General features: G+C 66.8%; 17 protein-coding genes. 8 read left to right on the forward strand and 9 right to left on the reverse strand.

The features are described 5' to 3' along the window. Positions 1 to 67 precede the first annotated feature (67 nt). Positions 68 to 331, forward strand: a complete 264-nt coding sequence (gene rpsT, locus V6V88_RS16645; protein WP_043542310.1) for a 30S ribosomal protein S20 — start codon at positions 68 to 70, stop codon at positions 329 to 331. 127 nt (positions 332 to 458) lie between these two features. On the opposite strand, the gene V6V88_RS16650 is transcribed toward rpsT, so the two are convergent. Continuing rightward, positions 459 to 1,376, reverse strand: coding sequence for a LysR family transcriptional regulator (locus V6V88_RS16650; RefSeq protein ID WP_338615669.1), 918 nt, complete (start codon positions 1,374 to 1,376; stop codon positions 459 to 461). A gap of 114 nt (positions 1,377 to 1,490) precedes the next feature. Here V6V88_RS16650 and lysA point away from each other — a divergent pair, with 114 nt between their 5' ends. Continuing rightward, entirely contained in the window at positions 1,491 to 2,723 is a 1,233-nt protein-coding gene (gene lysA / locus V6V88_RS16655) for a diaminopimelate decarboxylase (protein ID WP_175234508.1), read from the forward strand. A 13-nt stretch (positions 2,724 to 2,736) separates the two neighbouring features. Here lysA and garL read toward each other — a convergent pair whose 3' ends face one another. From garL to V6V88_RS16680, 5 genes are all read right to left on the reverse strand, one after another. Continuing rightward, positions 2,737 to 3,504 carry a 2-dehydro-3-deoxyglucarate aldolase gene (gene garL / locus V6V88_RS16660; protein ID WP_056324238.1) on the reverse strand — a complete coding sequence of 256 codons (768 nt, stop codon included), beginning with the start codon at positions 3,502 to 3,504 and terminating at the stop codon, positions 2,737 to 2,739. Between the two features lie 49 nt (positions 3,505 to 3,553). Beyond that, complete coding sequence (gene araD, locus V6V88_RS16665) at positions 3,554 to 5,299, reverse strand: L-arabinonate dehydratase (protein ID WP_223576076.1); 1,746 nt, start codon at positions 5,297 to 5,299, stop codon at positions 3,554 to 3,556. A gap of 84 nt (positions 5,300 to 5,383) precedes the next feature. Beyond that, positions 5,384 to 6,424 (reverse strand): Ldh family oxidoreductase, encoded by a 1,041-nt coding sequence (locus V6V88_RS16670; protein ID WP_338619627.1) that lies wholly within the window; start codon positions 6,422 to 6,424, stop codon positions 5,384 to 5,386. A gap of 119 nt (positions 6,425 to 6,543) precedes the next feature. Further along, positions 6,544 to 7,245, reverse strand: coding sequence for a FadR/GntR family transcriptional regulator (locus V6V88_RS16675; protein ID WP_175155985.1), 702 nt, complete (start codon positions 7,243 to 7,245; stop codon positions 6,544 to 6,546). Between the two features lie 187 nt (positions 7,246 to 7,432). Continuing rightward, positions 7,433 to 8,362, reverse strand: a complete 930-nt coding sequence (locus tag V6V88_RS16680; RefSeq protein ID WP_056324227.1) for a dihydrodipicolinate synthase family protein — start codon at positions 8,360 to 8,362, stop codon at positions 7,433 to 7,435. A 223-nt stretch (positions 8,363 to 8,585) separates the two neighbouring features. Here V6V88_RS16680 and V6V88_RS16685 point away from each other — a divergent pair, with 223 nt between their 5' ends. The 3 genes from V6V88_RS16685 (at position 8,586) to V6V88_RS16695 (ending at position 11,721) form a co-directional block, all read left to right on the forward strand. Next, entirely contained in the window at positions 8,586 to 9,587 is a 1,002-nt protein-coding gene (locus V6V88_RS16685) for a tripartite tricarboxylate transporter substrate binding protein (RefSeq protein ID WP_062840791.1), read from the forward strand. Between the two features lie 75 nt (positions 9,588 to 9,662). Beyond that, positions 9,663 to 10,634 (forward strand): tripartite tricarboxylate transporter substrate binding protein, encoded by a 972-nt coding sequence (locus tag V6V88_RS16690; protein WP_056324225.1) that lies wholly within the window; start codon positions 9,663 to 9,665, stop codon positions 10,632 to 10,634. Between the two features lie 130 nt (positions 10,635 to 10,764). After that, the gene (locus V6V88_RS16695) at positions 10,765 to 11,721 is read left to right on the forward strand and encodes a 2-hydroxyacid dehydrogenase (protein ID WP_338615670.1); all 957 of its coding nucleotides are present in this window, start codon (positions 10,765 to 10,767) and stop codon (positions 11,719 to 11,721) included. Between the two features lie 161 nt (positions 11,722 to 11,882). Here the strand turns inward: V6V88_RS16695 and V6V88_RS16700 are convergent, their stop codons facing one another. The 3 genes from V6V88_RS16700 to radA form a co-directional block, all read right to left on the reverse strand. Further along, positions 11,883 to 12,101, reverse strand: coding sequence for a hypothetical protein (locus tag V6V88_RS16700; protein ID WP_056324221.1), 219 nt, complete (start codon positions 12,099 to 12,101; stop codon positions 11,883 to 11,885). A gap of 263 nt (positions 12,102 to 12,364) precedes the next feature. After that, positions 12,365 to 13,144 carry a sulfite exporter TauE/SafE family protein gene (locus V6V88_RS16705; RefSeq protein WP_338615671.1) on the reverse strand — a complete coding sequence of 260 codons (780 nt, stop codon included), beginning with the start codon at positions 13,142 to 13,144 and terminating at the stop codon, positions 12,365 to 12,367. Positions 13,145 to 13,172: 28 nt separating this feature from the next. Continuing rightward, complete coding sequence (radA, locus tag V6V88_RS16710) at positions 13,173 to 14,534, reverse strand: DNA repair protein RadA (protein ID WP_056324216.1); 1,362 nt, start codon at positions 14,532 to 14,534, stop codon at positions 13,173 to 13,175. A 418-nt stretch (positions 14,535 to 14,952) separates the two neighbouring features. Here radA and V6V88_RS16715 point away from each other — a divergent pair, with 418 nt between their 5' ends. From V6V88_RS16715 to hpaI, 3 genes are all read left to right on the forward strand, one after another. Further along, positions 14,953 to 15,639, forward strand: a complete 687-nt coding sequence (locus V6V88_RS16715; RefSeq protein WP_338615672.1) for a hypothetical protein — start codon at positions 14,953 to 14,955, stop codon at positions 15,637 to 15,639. Between the two features lie 107 nt (positions 15,640 to 15,746). Further along, positions 15,747 to 16,208 (forward strand): homoprotocatechuate degradation operon regulator HpaR, encoded by a 462-nt coding sequence (gene hpaR / locus V6V88_RS16720; protein WP_056324211.1) that lies wholly within the window; start codon positions 15,747 to 15,749, stop codon positions 16,206 to 16,208. Positions 16,209 to 16,245: 37 nt separating this feature from the next. Then, positions 16,246 to 17,046 (forward strand): 4-hydroxy-2-oxoheptanedioate aldolase, encoded by an 801-nt coding sequence (hpaI, locus tag V6V88_RS16725; protein WP_338615673.1) that lies wholly within the window; start codon positions 16,246 to 16,248, stop codon positions 17,044 to 17,046. The last annotated feature ends 8 nt before the right edge of the window (positions 17,047 to 17,054 follow it).

Below are 17,054 nucleotides of genomic sequence, written 5' to 3' on the forward strand. Positions count from 1 at the left end.
AAAGCTTGCATTCCCCACGGGGCTTGCTACAATGTTCGACTTTGCCGAATTCAACTTACAAAGCAACATGGCCAATACCGCCCAAGCCCGCAAGCGCGCTCGCCAATCCGTTGAGCGCAACAAGCACAATTCCAGCCTGCGCTCGATGCTGCGCACCGCCATCAAGCGCGTTCGCCAATCCATCGCCGCTGGCGACAAGGCTGCGGCTGGCGAAGTGTTCCAGAAGGCCACCAGCGTGATCGATCGCGTGGCTGACAAGAACATCATCCACAAGAACAAGGCCGCTCGCCACAAGAGCCGCCTGGCTGCCGCCATCAAGGCGCTGGCCTAAGCCATTCTGCCGCCCCGGTTTTCGGGGCGTCACGAATACGGCAAATGAAGAAGGATGCCCGCGGGCATCCTTTTTTTGTTGGATGCCGGTTTTCGCGGCGGCAAGACGCCACAGGCCATCTTGCCTGCTACGTGCCCTGCGCGGCCGCCAGCTTGGCCTCGATGGCGGCCGCGGCGTCGCGCAGCGATTCCATGAAGGCGCCGACCAGCGGGTTGCCGGGTCGATGTTCCGGAAACACCACGTTGACGCGAAACGGGAACGAGCGCGTCAGCGGCCGGATGTGCAGCCCCCGGCCCACGAAGTCCAGCGCCGTCAGCGGATTGACGATGGCCACGCCCAGCCCCTGACGCACGAACGTGCAAACCGACACCGCCGTGGGCGTTTCCACGATGGACCGGGGCAGCACGCCCGCCTGGGCGAATGCTTCGTCGATCTGGAGGCGGTAGGGATCGTTGGCGGAAAGGCTGACGAACGCCTGCCCTTCGAAATCGGCCAGGCCGAGAGCCGCGCGGGCCAGCAGCGGATGGCCGTCAGGCAGCACGCAAACCTCATCGACCTGAGTCAGCAATTCCAGCCGGGTGCCGGCGGGGGCCGAATCCTGCTCGGTCAGGCCCAGATCGTAGCGCTGCGCGGTCAGCCATTCTTCCAGCAGCGGCGACTCCTGCGTTTCGACCGACAGGCTCACCCCGGGGTGGCGGCCGTGAAAGCGCAGAAACGCATTGGGCAGGATCGAATGCGAGAACGCCGGCAGGGAGATCACCGAGAGCTGCCCTTCCCGGAACGCGCGCAGACGCGCGGCGGCGGACGCCACGCGCTCCAGGCCGGCGTAGGACTGCCGCACCTCTTCAAAGAGCGCCAGCGCGGGCCTGGTGGCCCGCAGACGCCCTGCGACGCGTTCAAACAGCGCGAAGCCGATGGTCTGTTCCATGCGCGCCAGCTCGCGGCTGACGGTTGGCTGCGACGTATTCAGAAATTCCGCCGCGCGGGTCACGCTACCGGCGATCATCACGGCACGAAAGACTTCGATGTGGCGATGCGTCAGCATCCCAACTCCATATCAGGAATGAATCGATCCCGAAAATCAAAGCATTTTACTGGATGACTTAGGGCAGGCATCATGCCGCCTTCGATTCACTTTCCTCACGGTTCCGCTTCCATCATGACCTTCGATCCGCGCCAGCTCACCCAACTTGCCGCCGAACACGGCACGCCGCTCTGGGTGTACGACGCCGCCGTCATCCGCGAGCGCATTGCGCAATTGCGCCGCTTCGATACGATCCGCTACGCCCAGAAGGCGTGCTCCAACCTGCACATCCTGCGCCTCATGCGCGAGCAAGGCGTGGTGGTGGACGCGGTGTCCCTGGGCGAGATCGAGCGCAGCCTGGCGGCCGGCTTTGATCCGCGAAGCGAACCCGAAGGCATCGTCTTCACGGCGGACCTCATCGACCACGCCACGCTGGCCACCGCGCTCAAGCACGGCATCACGGTCAACGCCGGGTCGCTGGACATGCTGGACCGCGTGGGCAAGGCGTCGCCGGGCCATCGCGTCTGGCTGCGCATCAACCCCGGCTTTGGCCACGGCCATAGCAACAAGACCAATACCGGCGGCCCGCAAAGCAAGCACGGCATCTGGATCGGCGACGTGGCCGAGGCTATTTCCATCGTGCGCCGCCACGGCCTGAAGCTGGTGGGCGTGCACATGCACATCGGCTCGGGTGTCGACTACGGCCATCTGTCCAGCGTGTGCGATGCCATGGTGGACGTGGTGAAGTCGCTGGATCACGACATCGAGGCCATCTCGGCGGGCGGCGGGCTGTCGATCCCCTACCGCGATGGCGAGCCGCGCATCGACTGCGACCACTACTTCTCGCAATGGGATGCGGCGCGCCAGCGGATCGCAGCGTACCTGGGGCATGAGATCCGCCTGGAGATCGAACCCGGGCGCTTCCTGATCGCCGAATCCGGCGTGCTGGTCGCCGAGGTGCACGCGATCAACCGCCGTCCCGAGCGTGATTTCGCGCTGGTCGACGCGGGCTTTAACGACCTGATGCGCCCGGCCATGTACGGCAGCTATCACCGGATCTCGGTGCATGCGCCGGATGGCACGCCCCCGCAGGACGCGCCCGAAACGCGCATCGCGGTGGCCGGTCCGCTATGCGAATCGGGCGATGTGTTCACGCAGAACGAAGGCGGCGTCATGTCCGACCAGTTGCTGCCGCGTCCGCGCATCGGCGACTTCATGGTCTTTCACAACGCCGGCGCGTACGGCTCGTCGATGTCCTCGAACTACAACAGCCGCCCGCTGGCGCCCGAAGTCCTGCTGGACAAGGGCGAGGCGCGTCTGATCCGCCGGCGCCAGACCGTCGCGGAGCTGCTGGCGCTGGAGGCTTGAACGAACCTGGGCCTCAGGTGGGGAACGCCTCGCGCAACGCGAAGGTCGCCTGCTTGAACACGCCCAGGTCGGTGCCCACGGCCACGAAGTGCATGCCCATGTCCAGGTAGCGCCGCGCGTCGGCATGCACGGGGGCCAGAATGCCCACGGCCTTGCCCTGCGCGGTCACCCGCTGGTACAGATGGCGGATCGCCTCCTGCACTTCGGGGTGGCCGGGATTGCCCAGATGGCCAAGCGCCGCCGCCAGGTCCGACGGGCCGATGAACACGCCGTCCACGCCCTCGACGGCGGCGATCTCATCCACGGCCTCGATGCCGGGACGGCTTTCGATCTGCAACAGCACGCAGATGTTGTCGTTGATCGTGTGCAGGTAGTCGGGCACCGTGCCATACCGGTTGCTGCGCTGCGCGCCCGCCACGCCGCGCATGCCTTGCGGCGGATAACGCGTGGCGGCCACCGCGCGGCGCGCATCCTCTTCGGATTCGATGAAGGGAATCAGCAGGTTGTAGAAGCCGATATCCAGCAGGCGCTTGATCTCGACCGGATCGTTCCAGGACGGACGTCCGACGGCCGCGCTGGCGCTGCCCTGCAGGGCCTGCAACTGCTGCAGGAACATCGGCACCTCGTTGGGCGAATGCTCGCCATCCAGAAGCAGCCAGTCGAAATCGGCCAGGCCGACGAGCTCGGCGGTGATGTGGCTGGACATGCACATCCAGAATCCGATAAGCCGTTCGCGGGCCAGGATGCGCTGCCGGAACCGATTGGGAAGAGGTGAGTTCATTGCCGCCTTCATGTCAGAAAAAAATGCCGTGTCTCCCGGACGATCGGCATCAATGGATCTCGGGCTCGCCCGCGGGTGCGGCGCGCTCCTCGGACTGCAGAAAATCGAAGTCGCACCCGGTGTCGGCCTGGCCGATGTGCTTGAGATACAGCACGCCATAGCCGCGCTCGAAGCGGGGTGGCGGCGCTTGCCAGGCCGCACGCCGCGCGGCCAGTTCCGCGTCCGGAATCAAGAGGTCCAGCCGGCGGTTCGGCACGTCCAGCGTAATGCGGTCGCCGTCCTTGACCAGCGCGAGCGGTCCGCCCACATACGATTCGGGTGCGACGTGCAACACACAGGCGCCATAGCTGGTGCCGCTCATGCGCGCATCGGAAATGCGCACCATGTCGCGCACGCCTTGCTTGAGCAGCTTTTGCGGGATGGGAAGCTGCCCCCATTCCGGCATGCCCGGCGCGCCTTGCGGCCCGGCGTTCTGCAGCACGATGACGCTATCGGCGTCCACGTCCAGATCCGGATCGTCGATGCGCGCGGCCATGTCGTTGTAGTCCTTGAAGACGACGGCGCGGCCGGTGTGCACCTGCAGGCGCGCCTCCATCGCGGGCGGCTTGATCACCGCGCCATCCGGCGCAAGATTGCCGCGCAGCACCGCCAGGCCATCGCGTTCGATGAGCGCCTGCGCCCGCGGACGGATCACGTCTTCATTGAAGATGCGCGCCCCCGCGATGTTCTCGCCCAGCGTGCGGCCGTCCACCGTGCGCTGCGCGGTGTCCAGCAGGTCGCCCAGCTGCACCAGCATCGCGCGCAGGCCCCCGGCGTAGTAGAAGTCTTCCATCAGGTACTTGCCCGCCGGCCGCAGATTGGCCAGGACGGGCGTGGTGCGCGCCAGGTAATCGAAGCGGTCCAGGTCCAGCCCGAAGCCGCTGCGGCGCGCCATGGCGATCAGGTGCACCACGGCATTGGTCGAGCCCGACAACGCCAGCACGGTGCGCACGGCGTTGTCATAAGAGGCCGCGGTCAGCAGGTCCGAGGGCTTCAGGTCTTCCCAGACCATGTCGACGATGCGCTTGCCCGTCAGACTGGCCATCTGCGCATGGCGTGAATCCGGGGCGGGGATTGACGATGCGCCCGACAGGCACAAGCCCAGGGCCTCGACCGCGCCCGTCATGGTGGACGCCGTGCCCATCGTCATGCAATGGCCGGGCGAACGCGCGATGCCGTCTTCCACGCCCTGCCAGTCTTCCTCGGTGATGTTGCCCGCGCGCAGTTCCGCCCAATACTTCCAGGTGTCGGACCCCGAACCCAGCGTGTTGCCATTCCAGTTGCCGCGCAGCATCGGCCCGGCCGGCACGAAGATGGTGGGCAGGTCCATCGACACCGCGCCCATGATGAGCGCCGGCGTGGTCTTGTCGCAGCCGCCCATCAGCACGCAGCCATCGGCGGGATACGAGCGCAGCAGCTCCTCGGTCTCCATCGCCAGCAGGTTGCGGTAGAGCATCGTCGTGGGCTTCTGGAAAGGCTCGGACAGGCTCATGGCCGGCATCTCCACCGGAAATCCGCCCGCCTGCCAGATGCCGCGCTTGACCTCTTCGACGCGCTGCTTGAAGTGGCTGTGACAGGGGTTGATGTCGCTCCAGGTGTTGATGATGGCAATCACCGGCTTGCCGGCGTAATCGGAGCGGTGATAGCCCATCTGCGCGGTCCGCGACCGGTGGCCGAAGGACCGCAGGTCCTTCACACCGTACCAGCGGTGGCTGCGCAGGTCTTCGGGTTTCTTGCGATTGTTGGAATGGCTCATGTCTCGCTTCCTCTGCTCTGTGGCGGGGTCAATGCGTGTTCATACCATAAGACGCCCCGTCGGGGCGCGACCGCCAAGACGGACTCAGGCGGGATCCAGCAGGTACGGCGTGCCGGCGCGCTCGCAGATGCCGCGCAGGCGTTCGGCCAGCGCAGCGGGAATCGGAATGCCTTCGCGCAACCGGCGCACGCGCTCGGCCGCTTCGGGCTCGCCGGCCACCAGCACCGGTTCTGACGCATTGGCAGGCGGCGTGTCGTGCATGGCGTCGATCATGTCGTCCATGTCCGACTCGAACGACCCTGCCGCGCGGAAGGCGTCGGGATTGAGCGCGAGAAAGAAGTGCCCGACGTCGTCGGGCTCACCAGGACCGCGCGTGGCGGCGCGACGGGCCGCGAACGCGCTGCCGCTGAGCGTGCCGCCCAGGATCTGCGCCATCATCGCCAGGCCATAGCCTTTGTGGCTGCTCATGGCGGTTGTGCCACCCAACGGCGTGAGGCCGCCTTCCGGGCGCTTGAAGATGAATTGCATCGCGGCGTCCGCGTCCGTGACCGGCGCGCCCTGCCCGTCTATCGCCCAGCCCGGCGGCAAGGGCTTGTCCAGGAAGTCGTAGACCTTGACCTTGTTGGCCGCCACGGTGGTCGTGGCCATGTCGAGCACGAAGGGCTCGTTGTAGGCCGCGGGCGCGCCGAACGCGATGGGATTGGTGCCCAGCATCGGCATCGCGCCGCGCGTGGGGACCATGATGACGCCGTTGGCGCTGCTGGTGACCAGCCCGACCACGCCGCGTTCGACCGCGATGCGCGCGTAGACGCCCGCCGCGCCGAAGTGATGCGAGTTGCAGACCGAGACGGCACCCACGCCATGTTCCAGGGCCTTGTCCACGGCCAGGTTCATAGCCTGCGCCGCCACCGGATAGCCCAGCCCGCCCATGCCATCGATCAGCGCGCTGGCTCCGCTGTCGCGCACGACGCGCGCGCGAGCGTCCAGCCGCAGCGTGCCGGCACGCCATTTTTCCTCGTAGGCGGGCAGCATGGAGATGCCGTGCGAATCGATGCCGAAGAGGTCCGTGCGCGCCATCAAGCCCGCCGTCGTGTGGGCCAGATCCTCGGCCATGCCCCACGCCATCAGCACCTGCAAGATCTGCTCACGCACCTCTTCCACCGGCACGGCCGTGGCGTTTGCTCCGTTCCCTGACACTGTCTGTCTCCTGTTGTCTTGTTGTGTGGCGGGCGGCGTTGGCGGCGTCAATCCCGGTCCCGGTCGACCAACCGGTGACGGGCCTGGCCCAGATGGAACTGCATCGCGACGCGCGCGCGTTCGCCATCCTGTTCGCGGATCGCATCCAGGATGGTCGCGTGCTCGTCCACGACGCGCTGCGCGCGCTGGCGCGAACCCGTGCGCGTCAGATTGAGCGTCAGGCGCATGAAGCCGCTGATGGATTCATGGATGCTTTCCAGCACGCCCAGATAGAAGTCGTTGCCGCTGGCCTCGGCGATGCTGGCGTGAAACGCCAGGTCCGCTTCCGCCGAGACCTGGCCCTTGGCAAGCGTATCGGCAAATGCCGCATGCGCGTCGGCGATCTTGCCCAGCTGCTCGTCGGTGCGCCGCAAGGCCGCCAGGCGCGCGGCGTCGCCTTCAAGCGCCACGCGCACCTCTTGCGCGCGCAGATAGGCGCCGACATTCTGCACGTCGTTGAACGCCTTCAGGCGCGGCGCGGGCTGGTGGCTCACGAAGGTGCCCAGACCCTGGTGGGCGGTGATGAGGCCGTCGGCGCGCAGCCGCAGCAAGGCTTCGCGCACGACCGGCCGCGACACGCCGTAGCGTTCGGAAATTTCGTTTTCGGAGGGCAGCTTGTCGCCGACGTTCAGTCCGCCGGAGACGATCTGTTCGAAGATCTGGCCGTAAAGCTGGTCCGCCAGCCGTACCCGGTGCCCGCGTTCCAGCACCGGCGCGGCGGACGCCTCCGGTTCGCCGGACGCAGTCGGCGCGGGTTGGGGGGATGCTTTGGGTCGAGCCACGTAACCTCCTGGTAGTAGGGCCTGTCCACGCGCGGGGAACAGGCCCTGACAGACTGCTGCGACACGCGGACGGCGCTCATCGTACCCGCAATGCGGGTCCGGCGCGCCGCGGCCGTCACGCCGTGGCGGTCTCGCGGTCCCAGGCGGCCAGCGCGCGGGCCACCGGTGCCACGCGTTCGCGCTCGGCGCTGGAGATGCCGGTCAAGAGCGGCAGCATGGGACCCATGTCCGCCACGCCCGACAGCGTCACGGCATCGTGCAGCACGCGGATGGGGCTGATGCTGTCACGGCAATCTTCCAGCCCGAGGTACTGTTCGCGCACGGCTTCGGCCTCGTCGTAGCGGCCTTCCTGCAGCAGATGCAGCAGGCGCATCGACCCGCGCGGCGCCACGCAGACCGATCCGGACGTAAAGCTCTTGAGCCCGAATTCGCGGTAGTGGACGATGGCCGGGCGCTCGCCGATGCCGCTGACGACCCAGCGCGAATCCACGGCCTGCAGCAGCGCCGACAGGTAGGCGTCTTCGGACGGATCGTCGCGCACGACGGCGTACTTGAAGGCGACCAGGCGGCCTTCCTCGATCAGGCGCGCCGCGGTTTCCGGCGCCAGGTAGTCCGCCGACTTGATGTAGACCACCGCCGGCTTGCCCAGCGCATCCGTGAAACGGCGCACGCCGTCGGCAAGCCCCGCGTCGGTGTACGGAAAGGACATGGGCAGCAGCATCGCCGTCGGGAAGGCGCGCGAACGCAGGATGGCGGCCTGGTCCATCATCTTGCCGTAGTCGGGGCCCACCGACGGCAGGATCCAGGTGTCAGGGCCCGCCAGGCTTGCCAGCATGTCCACGATGCGGGCATATTCGCTCACACCCACGTTGTAGAAGTTGGCGTTGCCGCCATACATGACGTTGCGCACGCCGCCCGCTTCCAGGTGGCCGAGCAACGCCTTGTTGGCCGATTCGTTGAGCGACAGATCGGCATTGCGGGCCAGCGGCGGCACGGCGATGACCGAGCGCTGCAGATCCTGGGCGGTGACCGGGGTGGTTTTCATGGAAGGGCTCCTGGCGGGTGCAGTTGTCAGAGAAGTAGGGTCGAAAAAGTATACTTGGTTGACAAGCTATAGCTCAATACCTATATTTGTTTTACAAGTTGAACGGCAGCACGCAAGGCGCATGAGGCGCGGGCCGCATGCGTCTTCGAGTTCCCGGCTCGCCGGGAGCGGAATACCCCCACAAACGATGCGCGGCCACGCGCACACCGAGGAGACGAATTCCATGTATGCAGCCCCTGCGCGAGGCCGGCTTCTTGCCGCCGCCCTCCTGACGGCCACCGCCTTTGCCCTGCCGGCCTCGCCGGCCTTCGCCGACTACCCCGAGCGGGAAGTCAAGATCATCGTCCCCTTCCCCGCCGGCGGCACCGCCGACATCGCCGCGCGCGTGGTGGCGGCCGAGTTGGGCAAAAGCTGGAACAAGCCCGTGGTGGTGGACAACAAGGCGGGCGCCGGCGGCAACGTCGGCTCGGCCGAAGCCGCGCGCGCCACGCCCGACGGCTACACCTTTTTGATGGGCACCGTCAGCACGCACGCCATCAACCAGTCCGTGTACGCCAAGCTGCCGTATGACCCGGTCAAGGACTTCGTGCCCGTCACGCTGGTGATTCCGGTGCCCAATATCCTAGAGCTCAACCCCAAGTTCGCCGACAAGCACGGCATCCGTACCGTGGCCGACCTGATCAAGTACCTGAAGGCCAATCCCGACAGCGTCAACATGGCGTCCACGGGCAACGGCACTTCCACGCACCTGTCAGGCGAACTCTTCCAGAGCATGACCGGCACGCGCATGACGCACGTGCCCTACAAGGGCAGCAGCCCCGCGCTGACGGACGTGATGGCCGGATCGGCGGACCTGATCTTCGACAACCTGCCCTCGTCCATGGGATTTCTGAAGGCCGGCAAGCTTCGCCCCCTGGCCGTTACGACGGCCAACCGCTCGCCCGCCCTGCCCGACGTGCCCACGATGGCCGAAGCCGGCGTGAAGGGGTACGAGGCGTCGAGCTGGTTCGGGCTGCTGGCGCCGGCCGGCACACCGCCCGAGATCGTCGAGAAGGTCCAGCGCGACGTGGCCGCCGCCTTGCAGCAGGAGCCCGTGCGCGCGCAGCTTCAGGCGCAAGGCGCGACGCCGTCCGGCAACACGCCCGCCCAGTTCAAGCAGTTCATGGCCCAGGAAACCGTCAAGTGGGCCGACGTTGTGAAGAAATCCGGCGCCAAGGTCGACTGACCCTGCACCGATCCGGGGCCTGCCCGCAACGCGTGAGCGGCGGGCTCTTCATCATCACGCGAACCAGGAGACACCATGAACAAACTGATCAGCGCCGTATTCGCGGCGGGCGCCGTCGTGCTTGGGTCGCCGGCGGCCCATGCCGCCGGTTACCCCGAAAAGCCCGTCACCATGATCGTGCCCTTCGTGCCCGGCGGGTCCTCCGACATCACCGCGCGTTCGGTCACGCCGGCGCTGTCCAAGACCCTGGGACAGACCTTCGTCGTCGAGAACAAGCCGGGCGCGAACAGCGCCATCGGCGCCCAGGCGTTGGCCCGGTCCACGCCGGACGGCTACACCATGATGGTCGGCTCCATCGGCACCTTCGCCATCAACGAAGCCCTTTACAAGAACCTGTCGTACAACCCCAGCAAGGATTTCACCTACCTGACGCAGGCAGTGCGCAATCCCAACGTGCTGGTCGCGGCGCCTTCGTTCCCGGCCAGCACGGTCGCCGAGCTGGTCGACTACGCGAAGAAGAATCCGAATCGCGTGTCGTACGCCTCGTCGGGCACGGGCTCGTCGGATCACCTGTCGGCCGTGCTGTTCCGCCAGCGCACGCAAAGCACCGGCGTGGACGTGCCTTACAAGGGCGGCGGCGCGGCCATCGCGGACCTCATCGGCGGACAGGTCAACGTGTCCTTCCAGAACCTGGGCGCGGTGCAGAACCACATCAAGGCAGGCAAGCTCAAGGCGCTAGCCATCACGGGCGACGCCCGCACGCCGGACCTGCCCGATGTGCCGACGCTGACGGAGGCCGGCATCAAGGACATGGTGGTGTATTCCTGGCAGGGGTTTGCCGTGCCCAAGGGCACGCCGCAGCCCGTCGTCGACAAGCTGGCCGAGGCGCTGCGCACCGCACTGCGAGAGCCCCAGACCCAGAAAACGCTGCAAGGCATGGGCTTCGAAGTCGTCGCCAACACGCCGCAACAGTTCGCCGATTTCCAGCAGGCTGAAGTCAAGCGCTGGAAGGACGTGATCCAGAAGGCCAACATCCAGCTGGAGTAACGCTTCGCGGGATGCCTGCGTGCGGGCGTCCCGCAGCGGGTGCGCAGCCGCCTTGGCTGCGCACCCGGCTCGCAAGGTCCCCGCTTGAATCAAGTAGCATGAAACCTTCGCCACCCAACCGTACGACAACATGACCACCAAGCAACGCATCATCCAGGTCGGCTCGCTGGCCGGCTCCCCTTCCGCCAACCAGCGCCTGGCCGATGGCTATGACGTCATCGAATTGTGGAAGTACCCGGACCGCAAGGCTGCGCTGGCCGAACACGGCAAGGGCGTCACCGCAGTCGTCACGTCCGCCAATTTCGGCGCCAACGCCGAGCTCATCGACGCGCTGCCGGACCTGAAGGCCATCTGCAGCTGGGGCGTGGGCTACGAGACGATCGACGTCGAGGCCGCGCGCAAGCGTGGCGTGCTGGTCAGCAATACGCCCGACGTGCTGACCGATTGCGTGGCGGACCTGGCCTGGGGCCTGCTCATCGCCGGCGCGCGCCGCATGGGTCAGGGCGAACGCTTCGTGCGGGCCGGCCAATGGGGCCAGGTGCATGGCAGCATCCCGCTGGGCCTGCGCGTCAGCGGCAAAAAACTGGGCATCGTCGGGCTGGGCCGCATCGGCGAAGCGATTGCCAGGCGCGGCACGGGCTTTGACATGGACGTGCGGTATCACAACCGCAGAAAGCGCGACGGCGTGGCCTACGGCTACGAAGCGTCGCTGACGGACCTGGCCAAGTGGGCCGATTTCCTGATCGTGGCCACCGTGGGCGGTCCAAGCACGCGCCACCTTGTGAATCGCGACGTGCTGCAAGCCCTGGGCCCGAAGGGCATCATCGTCAACATCGCGCGGGGCCCGGTCATCGACGAAACCGCGCTGGTCGCGGCCCTGGAAGACGGCAAGCTGGGCTGCGCGGCGCTGGACGTCTTCGAGCACGAACCCAAGGTGCCCGAAGCGCTGATGAAGAGCGACAAGGCCGTGCTGCTGCCGCACATCGGCAGCGCCACCGAGGAAACGCGCCTGGCCATGGAAAACATGATGCTGGAAAACCTGCAGTCGTTCTTTGAGACCGGCCGCGTGATCACGCCGGTGGAATAACCGGCTTTGTTCGTCCGGGCCGCCTGCGCGGCGCCCGGCCGGGCATCAGACACAAAAAAGCCTCTCGGCGCCCATACCGAGAGGCTTTCGACTTTCCGGCCCCCGCGTGTCCGGTCAGTCTTTGTCGCGCAAAGGAACGTGGGCGTTGCCGCCCGGCGCGGTTACTTCGTCGGCGTCGTGGCGCCAGACTTGTGCGTGTTTGCTGCGCCTGCCGAATGCTTGGCGGACGACTTGTCAGCCTTGTGATGCTTGTGATGCGCCTGGGTCTTGGTGTCGCCGGTCTTGCTGGCGCCGGCCGCAAACGCCGACGGTGCGGCGGCGAGGCCCAGGCACAGGGCCGAGGTGGAAAGAAACGCAGCAATGCGGGAGTGAGTCGTCATTTGTGGTACTCCTGGTTGGTGAAGGCCAAAGGCCTTTTGCCGTTACGGGGCGGCACGATGCCGCAAGTCCCGTATGCGGTTTGAAGCCTGCCCCTTCAGAAGGTTCACTTCCGAACCACAATTTTTCTGTCACTCAAGAATTGTTGCCCCCACGCCGCACTCGCTTTGCTCGCTTGCTGCCCCCCGAGGGGGCTGCCCCGCCTTCGGGCGGCCGGGCGGCGGGGCGGCTGTTCTACTGCAGGCGTTACGCCGCACTCACTTTGCTATCCCTCGAACGCCAGCAACGCCACGGTGGCGAACAGCATCAGCGCGAAGCAGGCTCTCAGCTTGCGTTCAGGAAGCCGGTAGGCCAGCCGCACGCCGATGGGCACGAAGATCAGGCTGCCGATGGCTAGCGGCGCGCCGACCATCCAGTTCGCCTGTCCCGCCCACGTATAGGTGATGAGTGCGATGGTGGAACCCGGGATCACCATGCTGAGCGCGAGCGCCTGTGCGGTGGTCTGCGGCAGGCGAAAGACCGTTGTGATGATGGGCACGGCCAGCACCGCGCCGCCGACGCCAAAGAATCCGCCCAGCGTTCCGCACAGGATGCCCAGGACGCTTGCGCGGCGCGGCGTGAAGACCGGCGCCGGGCGCTTGGGCGGCGGCGCGCGGCGCGCCGCCGGACGCGAGGCGCGCCAGGTCTGCCATACGTAGAACAGCGCGATGAAGAACAGGAACACCGCGAAGCTCTGGCGCAGCAAGGCCGAGTCGATGCCCAGCGCCATCCGCGCGCCCACCCACGTGAACACCACGGCGCCCGCCGCGCCCGCCAGCGCGACGCGCTTGTCGATGCGGGTCTGCTGGTTGTACTTGCGCACCGCCATCATGATGGTCGGCAACACCATGATGAGCGCCGTGCCCTGCGCAAGCTGTTGGGACATTCCCATCAGGAGGACGAGGGCTGGAATGGCGATCAGTCCGCCCCCGATGCCCAGCACGCCGCCCATGAAACCGATCAGACCGCCGGCTGCCAGGCAGGCGGCGATGACGAACAGACTCACTTGTTGCTCCAACAGACGTCGCGACGCATCAACGCAGCTTTTCCAATGCCGCGTCCAGGCGATCGACCGCCCAGATCTCCAGGCCCTCGATGGGCTGGCGCGGCGCGTTGGCCTTGGGGATGAGCGCCACCGAGAAACCCAGCTTGGCGGCTTCGCGCAGACGTTCCTGGCCGCGCGGGGCGGGCCGGATCTCGCCGGCCAGGCCCACTTCGCCGAATGCGATCAACCCGCGCGGCAGCGGCCGATCGCGCAGCGACGACATGATGGCCAGCAGCACCGGCAGGTCGGCCGCGGGTTCGGTGATGCGCACGCCGCCAACCGCATTGACGAAGACGTCCTGGTCGAAGGTCGACACGCCCGCGTGCCGGTGCAGCACGGCCAGCAGCATGGCCAGACGGTTGCCTTCCAGGCCGACCGTCAGCCGGCGCGGATTGGGCGCGTGGGAACTATCGACCAGCGCCTGGATCTCGACGAGGAGCGGACGCGTGCCTTCCTGCGTGGCCATGACGCACGAACCGGCGACCTGCTGTTCGTGCTGCGACAGGAACAGTGCGGAAGGATTGGCCACGCCGCGCAGGCCGCGGTCGGTCATGGCGAACACGCCAAGCTCGTTGACGGCGCCGAAGCGGTTCTTGAATGCGCGCACCAGGCGGAACGACGAATGCGTGTCGCCCTCGAAATAAAGCACGGTATCCACGATGTGTTCGAGCACGCGCGGTCCGGCCAGCGCGCCGTCCTTGGTGACGTGGCCGATCATGACGATGGCGATGCCCGTCTGCTTGGCCAGCCGCGTGAGCTGCGCCGCGCATTCGCGCACCTGCGACACCGATCCCGGCGCCGCTGTGAGTTCGCCGCTGTAGAGCGTCTGGATGGAATCGATGACGGCGACGGTGGGCTTTTGTTCCGACACCGCGGCCTGGATGGCTTCGAGGCGGATTTCGGCCAGCAGGTTGACGTTGCCGGTTTGCAGTCCCAGCCGGCGCGCGCGCAACGCGACCTGTTCGGCGGACTCTTCGCCCGTCACGTACAGCACGTTGGTGGTTTCGGACAGCGAGGCCAGCGCCTGCAAGAGCAGCGTCGACTTGCCGATGCCGGGATCGCCGCCGATCAGCACCACGGCGCCGGCCACCAGGCCGCCGCCGAGCACGCGATCAAATTCGTCCAGGCCGGTGGGCTGGCGCGGCGTTTCGCGGGCCTCGATTTCGGACAGGCTGCGCACCGGGCTGGACGAGGCCAGCGGCGCATAGCGGTGCGCCGCGGCCGCAGGCGCGGACGACTCCACCGTTTCTTCAAGCGTGTTCCAGGCGTTGCAATGCGGGCATTTGCCCTGCCACTTCGGGGTGGTGCCGCCACAGTCGGCGCACACATAGACGGTACGGGTTTTTGCCATGCGCGAAAGTGTACCCGGCAACGTGCCCGCGCCGCGCGGGAACAATGACCGGAATATCACGCGCCGAGACGTCGCGCGAAGGTCATTTCTTTCAGGCAGCTTTCACAAAAAGGGACGCACAGCAGTTACATGATGCAAACACAAGAAATTTACTGCCCGATCCGTTTCAAATCGCGCATAATCGCCAAGTGCAGCGCATCTTGTCGAACCGTCCAGACCGGACGGCACCCGGCACGATGGACGTCCTCTGGACGCACTTCGTGGCCAATCGCGGCGCAATCACCCGCAGCCTCCCCAGAGGCCGCTCAAACCGGAACATGACCCCAGCACGACTAGACGCCGGACCACCGGCGCGGCGCACGCAAAGGTCAAACGCGGATACGTCGTGCCACCCGGCGTATATGCGAGGAGTACGCGCATGAGCATTACCTATCGCCCCCCATTTGACGAAGACGATGAACGGGATCTGCGCGCCCTGTACCGCAAGCCGGGTCCCGGCGCCAATCCGGAACTGGATGCGGCGGTACGACGCAGATGGCACCCTGGCCATAGCTGGCACCCCGGTTGGGGCGCAGCCGCTTGCGCCGTGATGGTGGCGGGCCTCTTCGCCTGGACCGACATGCGCGAGGCCATCGACGACACCGAACCCCAGATGCAGCTGGTCGCCGTGCAGGCCAACGAGGCAACGCAAGACGCCGCCTCGGCGTCGGCCGCGCCGGCCAGCGATGCGCCGCCCCTGCGCCGCGTCGTCGCCTTGCAACAGGAACCGGCGGTTCCCGCCCAACCTGCCGCGGCGCAGCCCGCCATGGCCGTGACTGCCGCGACACCCGCCGCGCCCGCCCCGGCAGCGGCTGAAACGGCGGCAGCGGAGACTGCGGCCCAGGAAGCGGCGCCGGCCGCTGCCCAGGAAGCCCCCGCGGAATCGCAACAGGTCGCCGCCTTCACCGAGCAGGACATCGAGGCCCGGGTGGCCCAGATTCGGGGCCTGATCGTGGACGACCGCGAAGAAGACGCCGTTCACGCATTGCGCGAGTTGCAGCGCGGCGCGCCCGATTTCGCGCTGCCGGACGACCTGCAGGAGCTGTCCCGCCAGAACCCGGCGTGACCCACCGGGCCGGCCCCTGCGCCGGCCCGCCCCCCCGCCGGCGCGGGCCACCCCCAGGCCCGAAGAATTGAGCAATTTTTGGGCGGCTTCTTGCTAACATAGCCGCCATGAGTCCGAGCTTCCACCACCGCAATCTTCCCCATTTGCTGCTCTATGCGCGCGAAACGCTGATGGCGCATTTCCGTCCCGTGCTGCACGCGGCGGGCGTCACCGAACAGCAATGGAGGGTATTGCGCACGCTGAGCGAGGTGGGCTCGCTGGAACCCAACCAGATCGCCCGCGCCTGTCAGATCCTGAGCCCCAGCCTGACGCGCATGCTGGCCGGCATGGAAGAGCAAGGACTCATCAAGCGCACGCGCTCCAGCGCCGACCAGCGCCGTCAGGAAATTTCCCTGACCGTCAAAAGCAACAAGCTCATCGACCGCATGCGTCCCATGGTTGACGCCAAGTACCAGGAAATCGAAGAAAGGATCGGCAAGGAATTGCTCGATCGCCTGTACCGCGACGTAGACGCCATGGTCGATCTCATCAAGCGCGACGGCCCCACGCGCGATGCCGGCACGCCCTGACGCCGTTCCCCCTTCCCTCTTAGGCAATTCAACGTCCATGGACCTTCTGACGAATTCGTTCAAGCAAGCCCTGCGCGACCGCAAACCTCAGATCGGCCTGTGGGCCGGCCTGGCCAGCGCGTACACCTCGGAAATTCTTGCGGGCGCCGGCTTCGACTGGCTGCTGATCGACGGCGAACACGCGCCCAACACGCTGGACTCCACCTTGGCCCAACTGCAATCCGTGGCGGCCTACCCGGTGGCGCCCGTGGTGCGCCCGGCCTGGAACGACCCGGTCCAGATCAAGCAGATCCTGGACACCGGCGCGCAGACGGTGCTGGTGCCCATGATCCAATCCGCCGAGGAAGCCGCCGACGCGGTGGCCGCCGTGCGCTATCCGCCGCAAGGCATCCGCGGCGTGGGCAGCGCGCTGGCGCGCGCGTCGCGCTGGAACCGCATCCCGAACTACCTTGAACGCGCCAACGACGAAATGTGCGTGCTGGTTCAGATCGAGACGCCCGCCGGCATCGAGGCGCTGGACTCCATCCTTGCCGTGGACGGCGTGGATGGCGTCTTCATCGGACCAGCCGATCTGTCGGCCAGCATGGGATATCTGGGCCAGCCCGAGCATCCGGAAGTCGAAAAGACCATCGATGACGCGATTGCGCGCATCGTGCGGTCCGGCAAGGCCGCGGGCATCCTGCACAGCGGGGTGACACAGGCCAAGCATTATCTGTCCTTGGGCGCCACGTTCGTGGCGGTGGGCGTGGACGCGGTGCTGCTGGCACGCGCGGCCGAAGCGCTCGCGGGCGAGTTCAAGGAAGTGGCGGCAGTGGCCGCAGGCAAGGGGCCGTACTGACGGGCGCG

Origin of the sequence: Achromobacter sp. E1 (genome assembly GCF_037039475.1) — a bacterium.
In the GTDB taxonomy this organism is placed as follows: domain Bacteria; phylum Pseudomonadota; class Gammaproteobacteria; order Burkholderiales; family Burkholderiaceae_B; genus Achromobacter; species Achromobacter mucicolens.

Coding starts and splice junctions, on each gene's coding strand:
- rpsT (WP_043542310.1), top strand. CDS start 68: ATGGCCAATACCGCCCAAGCCCGCAAGCGCGCTCGCCAATCCGTTGAG.
- V6V88_RS16650 (WP_338615669.1), bottom strand. CDS start 1,376: ATGCTGACGCATCGCCACATCGAAGTCTTTCGTGCCGTGATGATCGCC.
- lysA (WP_175234508.1), top strand. CDS start 1,491: ATGACCTTCGATCCGCGCCAGCTCACCCAACTTGCCGCCGAACACGGC.
- garL (WP_056324238.1), bottom strand. CDS start 3,504: ATGAACTCACCTCTTCCCAATCGGTTCCGGCAGCGCATCCTGGCCCGC.
- araD (WP_223576076.1), bottom strand. CDS start 5,299: ATGAGCCATTCCAACAATCGCAAGAAACCCGAAGACCTGCGCAGCCAC.
- V6V88_RS16670 (WP_338619627.1), bottom strand. CDS start 6,424: ATGGCGTGGGGCATGGCCGAGGATCTGGCCCACACGACGGCGGGCTTG.
- V6V88_RS16680 (WP_056324227.1), bottom strand. CDS start 8,362: ATGAAAACCACCCCGGTCACCGCCCAGGATCTGCAGCGCTCGGTCATC.
- V6V88_RS16685 (WP_062840791.1), top strand. CDS start 8,586: ATGTATGCAGCCCCTGCGCGAGGCCGGCTTCTTGCCGCCGCCCTCCTG.
- V6V88_RS16690 (WP_056324225.1), top strand. CDS start 9,663: ATGAACAAACTGATCAGCGCCGTATTCGCGGCGGGCGCCGTCGTGCTT.
- V6V88_RS16695 (WP_338615670.1), top strand. CDS start 10,765: ATGACCACCAAGCAACGCATCATCCAGGTCGGCTCGCTGGCCGGCTCC.
- V6V88_RS16700 (WP_056324221.1), bottom strand. CDS start 12,101: ATGACGACTCACTCCCGCATTGCTGCGTTTCTTTCCACCTCGGCCCTG.
- radA (WP_056324216.1), bottom strand. CDS start 14,534: ATGGCAAAAACCCGTACCGTCTATGTGTGCGCCGACTGTGGCGGCACC.
- V6V88_RS16715 (WP_338615672.1), top strand. CDS start 14,953: ATGAGCATTACCTATCGCCCCCCATTTGACGAAGACGATGAACGGGAT.
- hpaR (WP_056324211.1), top strand. CDS start 15,747: ATGAGTCCGAGCTTCCACCACCGCAATCTTCCCCATTTGCTGCTCTAT.
- hpaI (WP_338615673.1), top strand. CDS start 16,246: ATGGACCTTCTGACGAATTCGTTCAAGCAAGCCCTGCGCGACCGCAAA.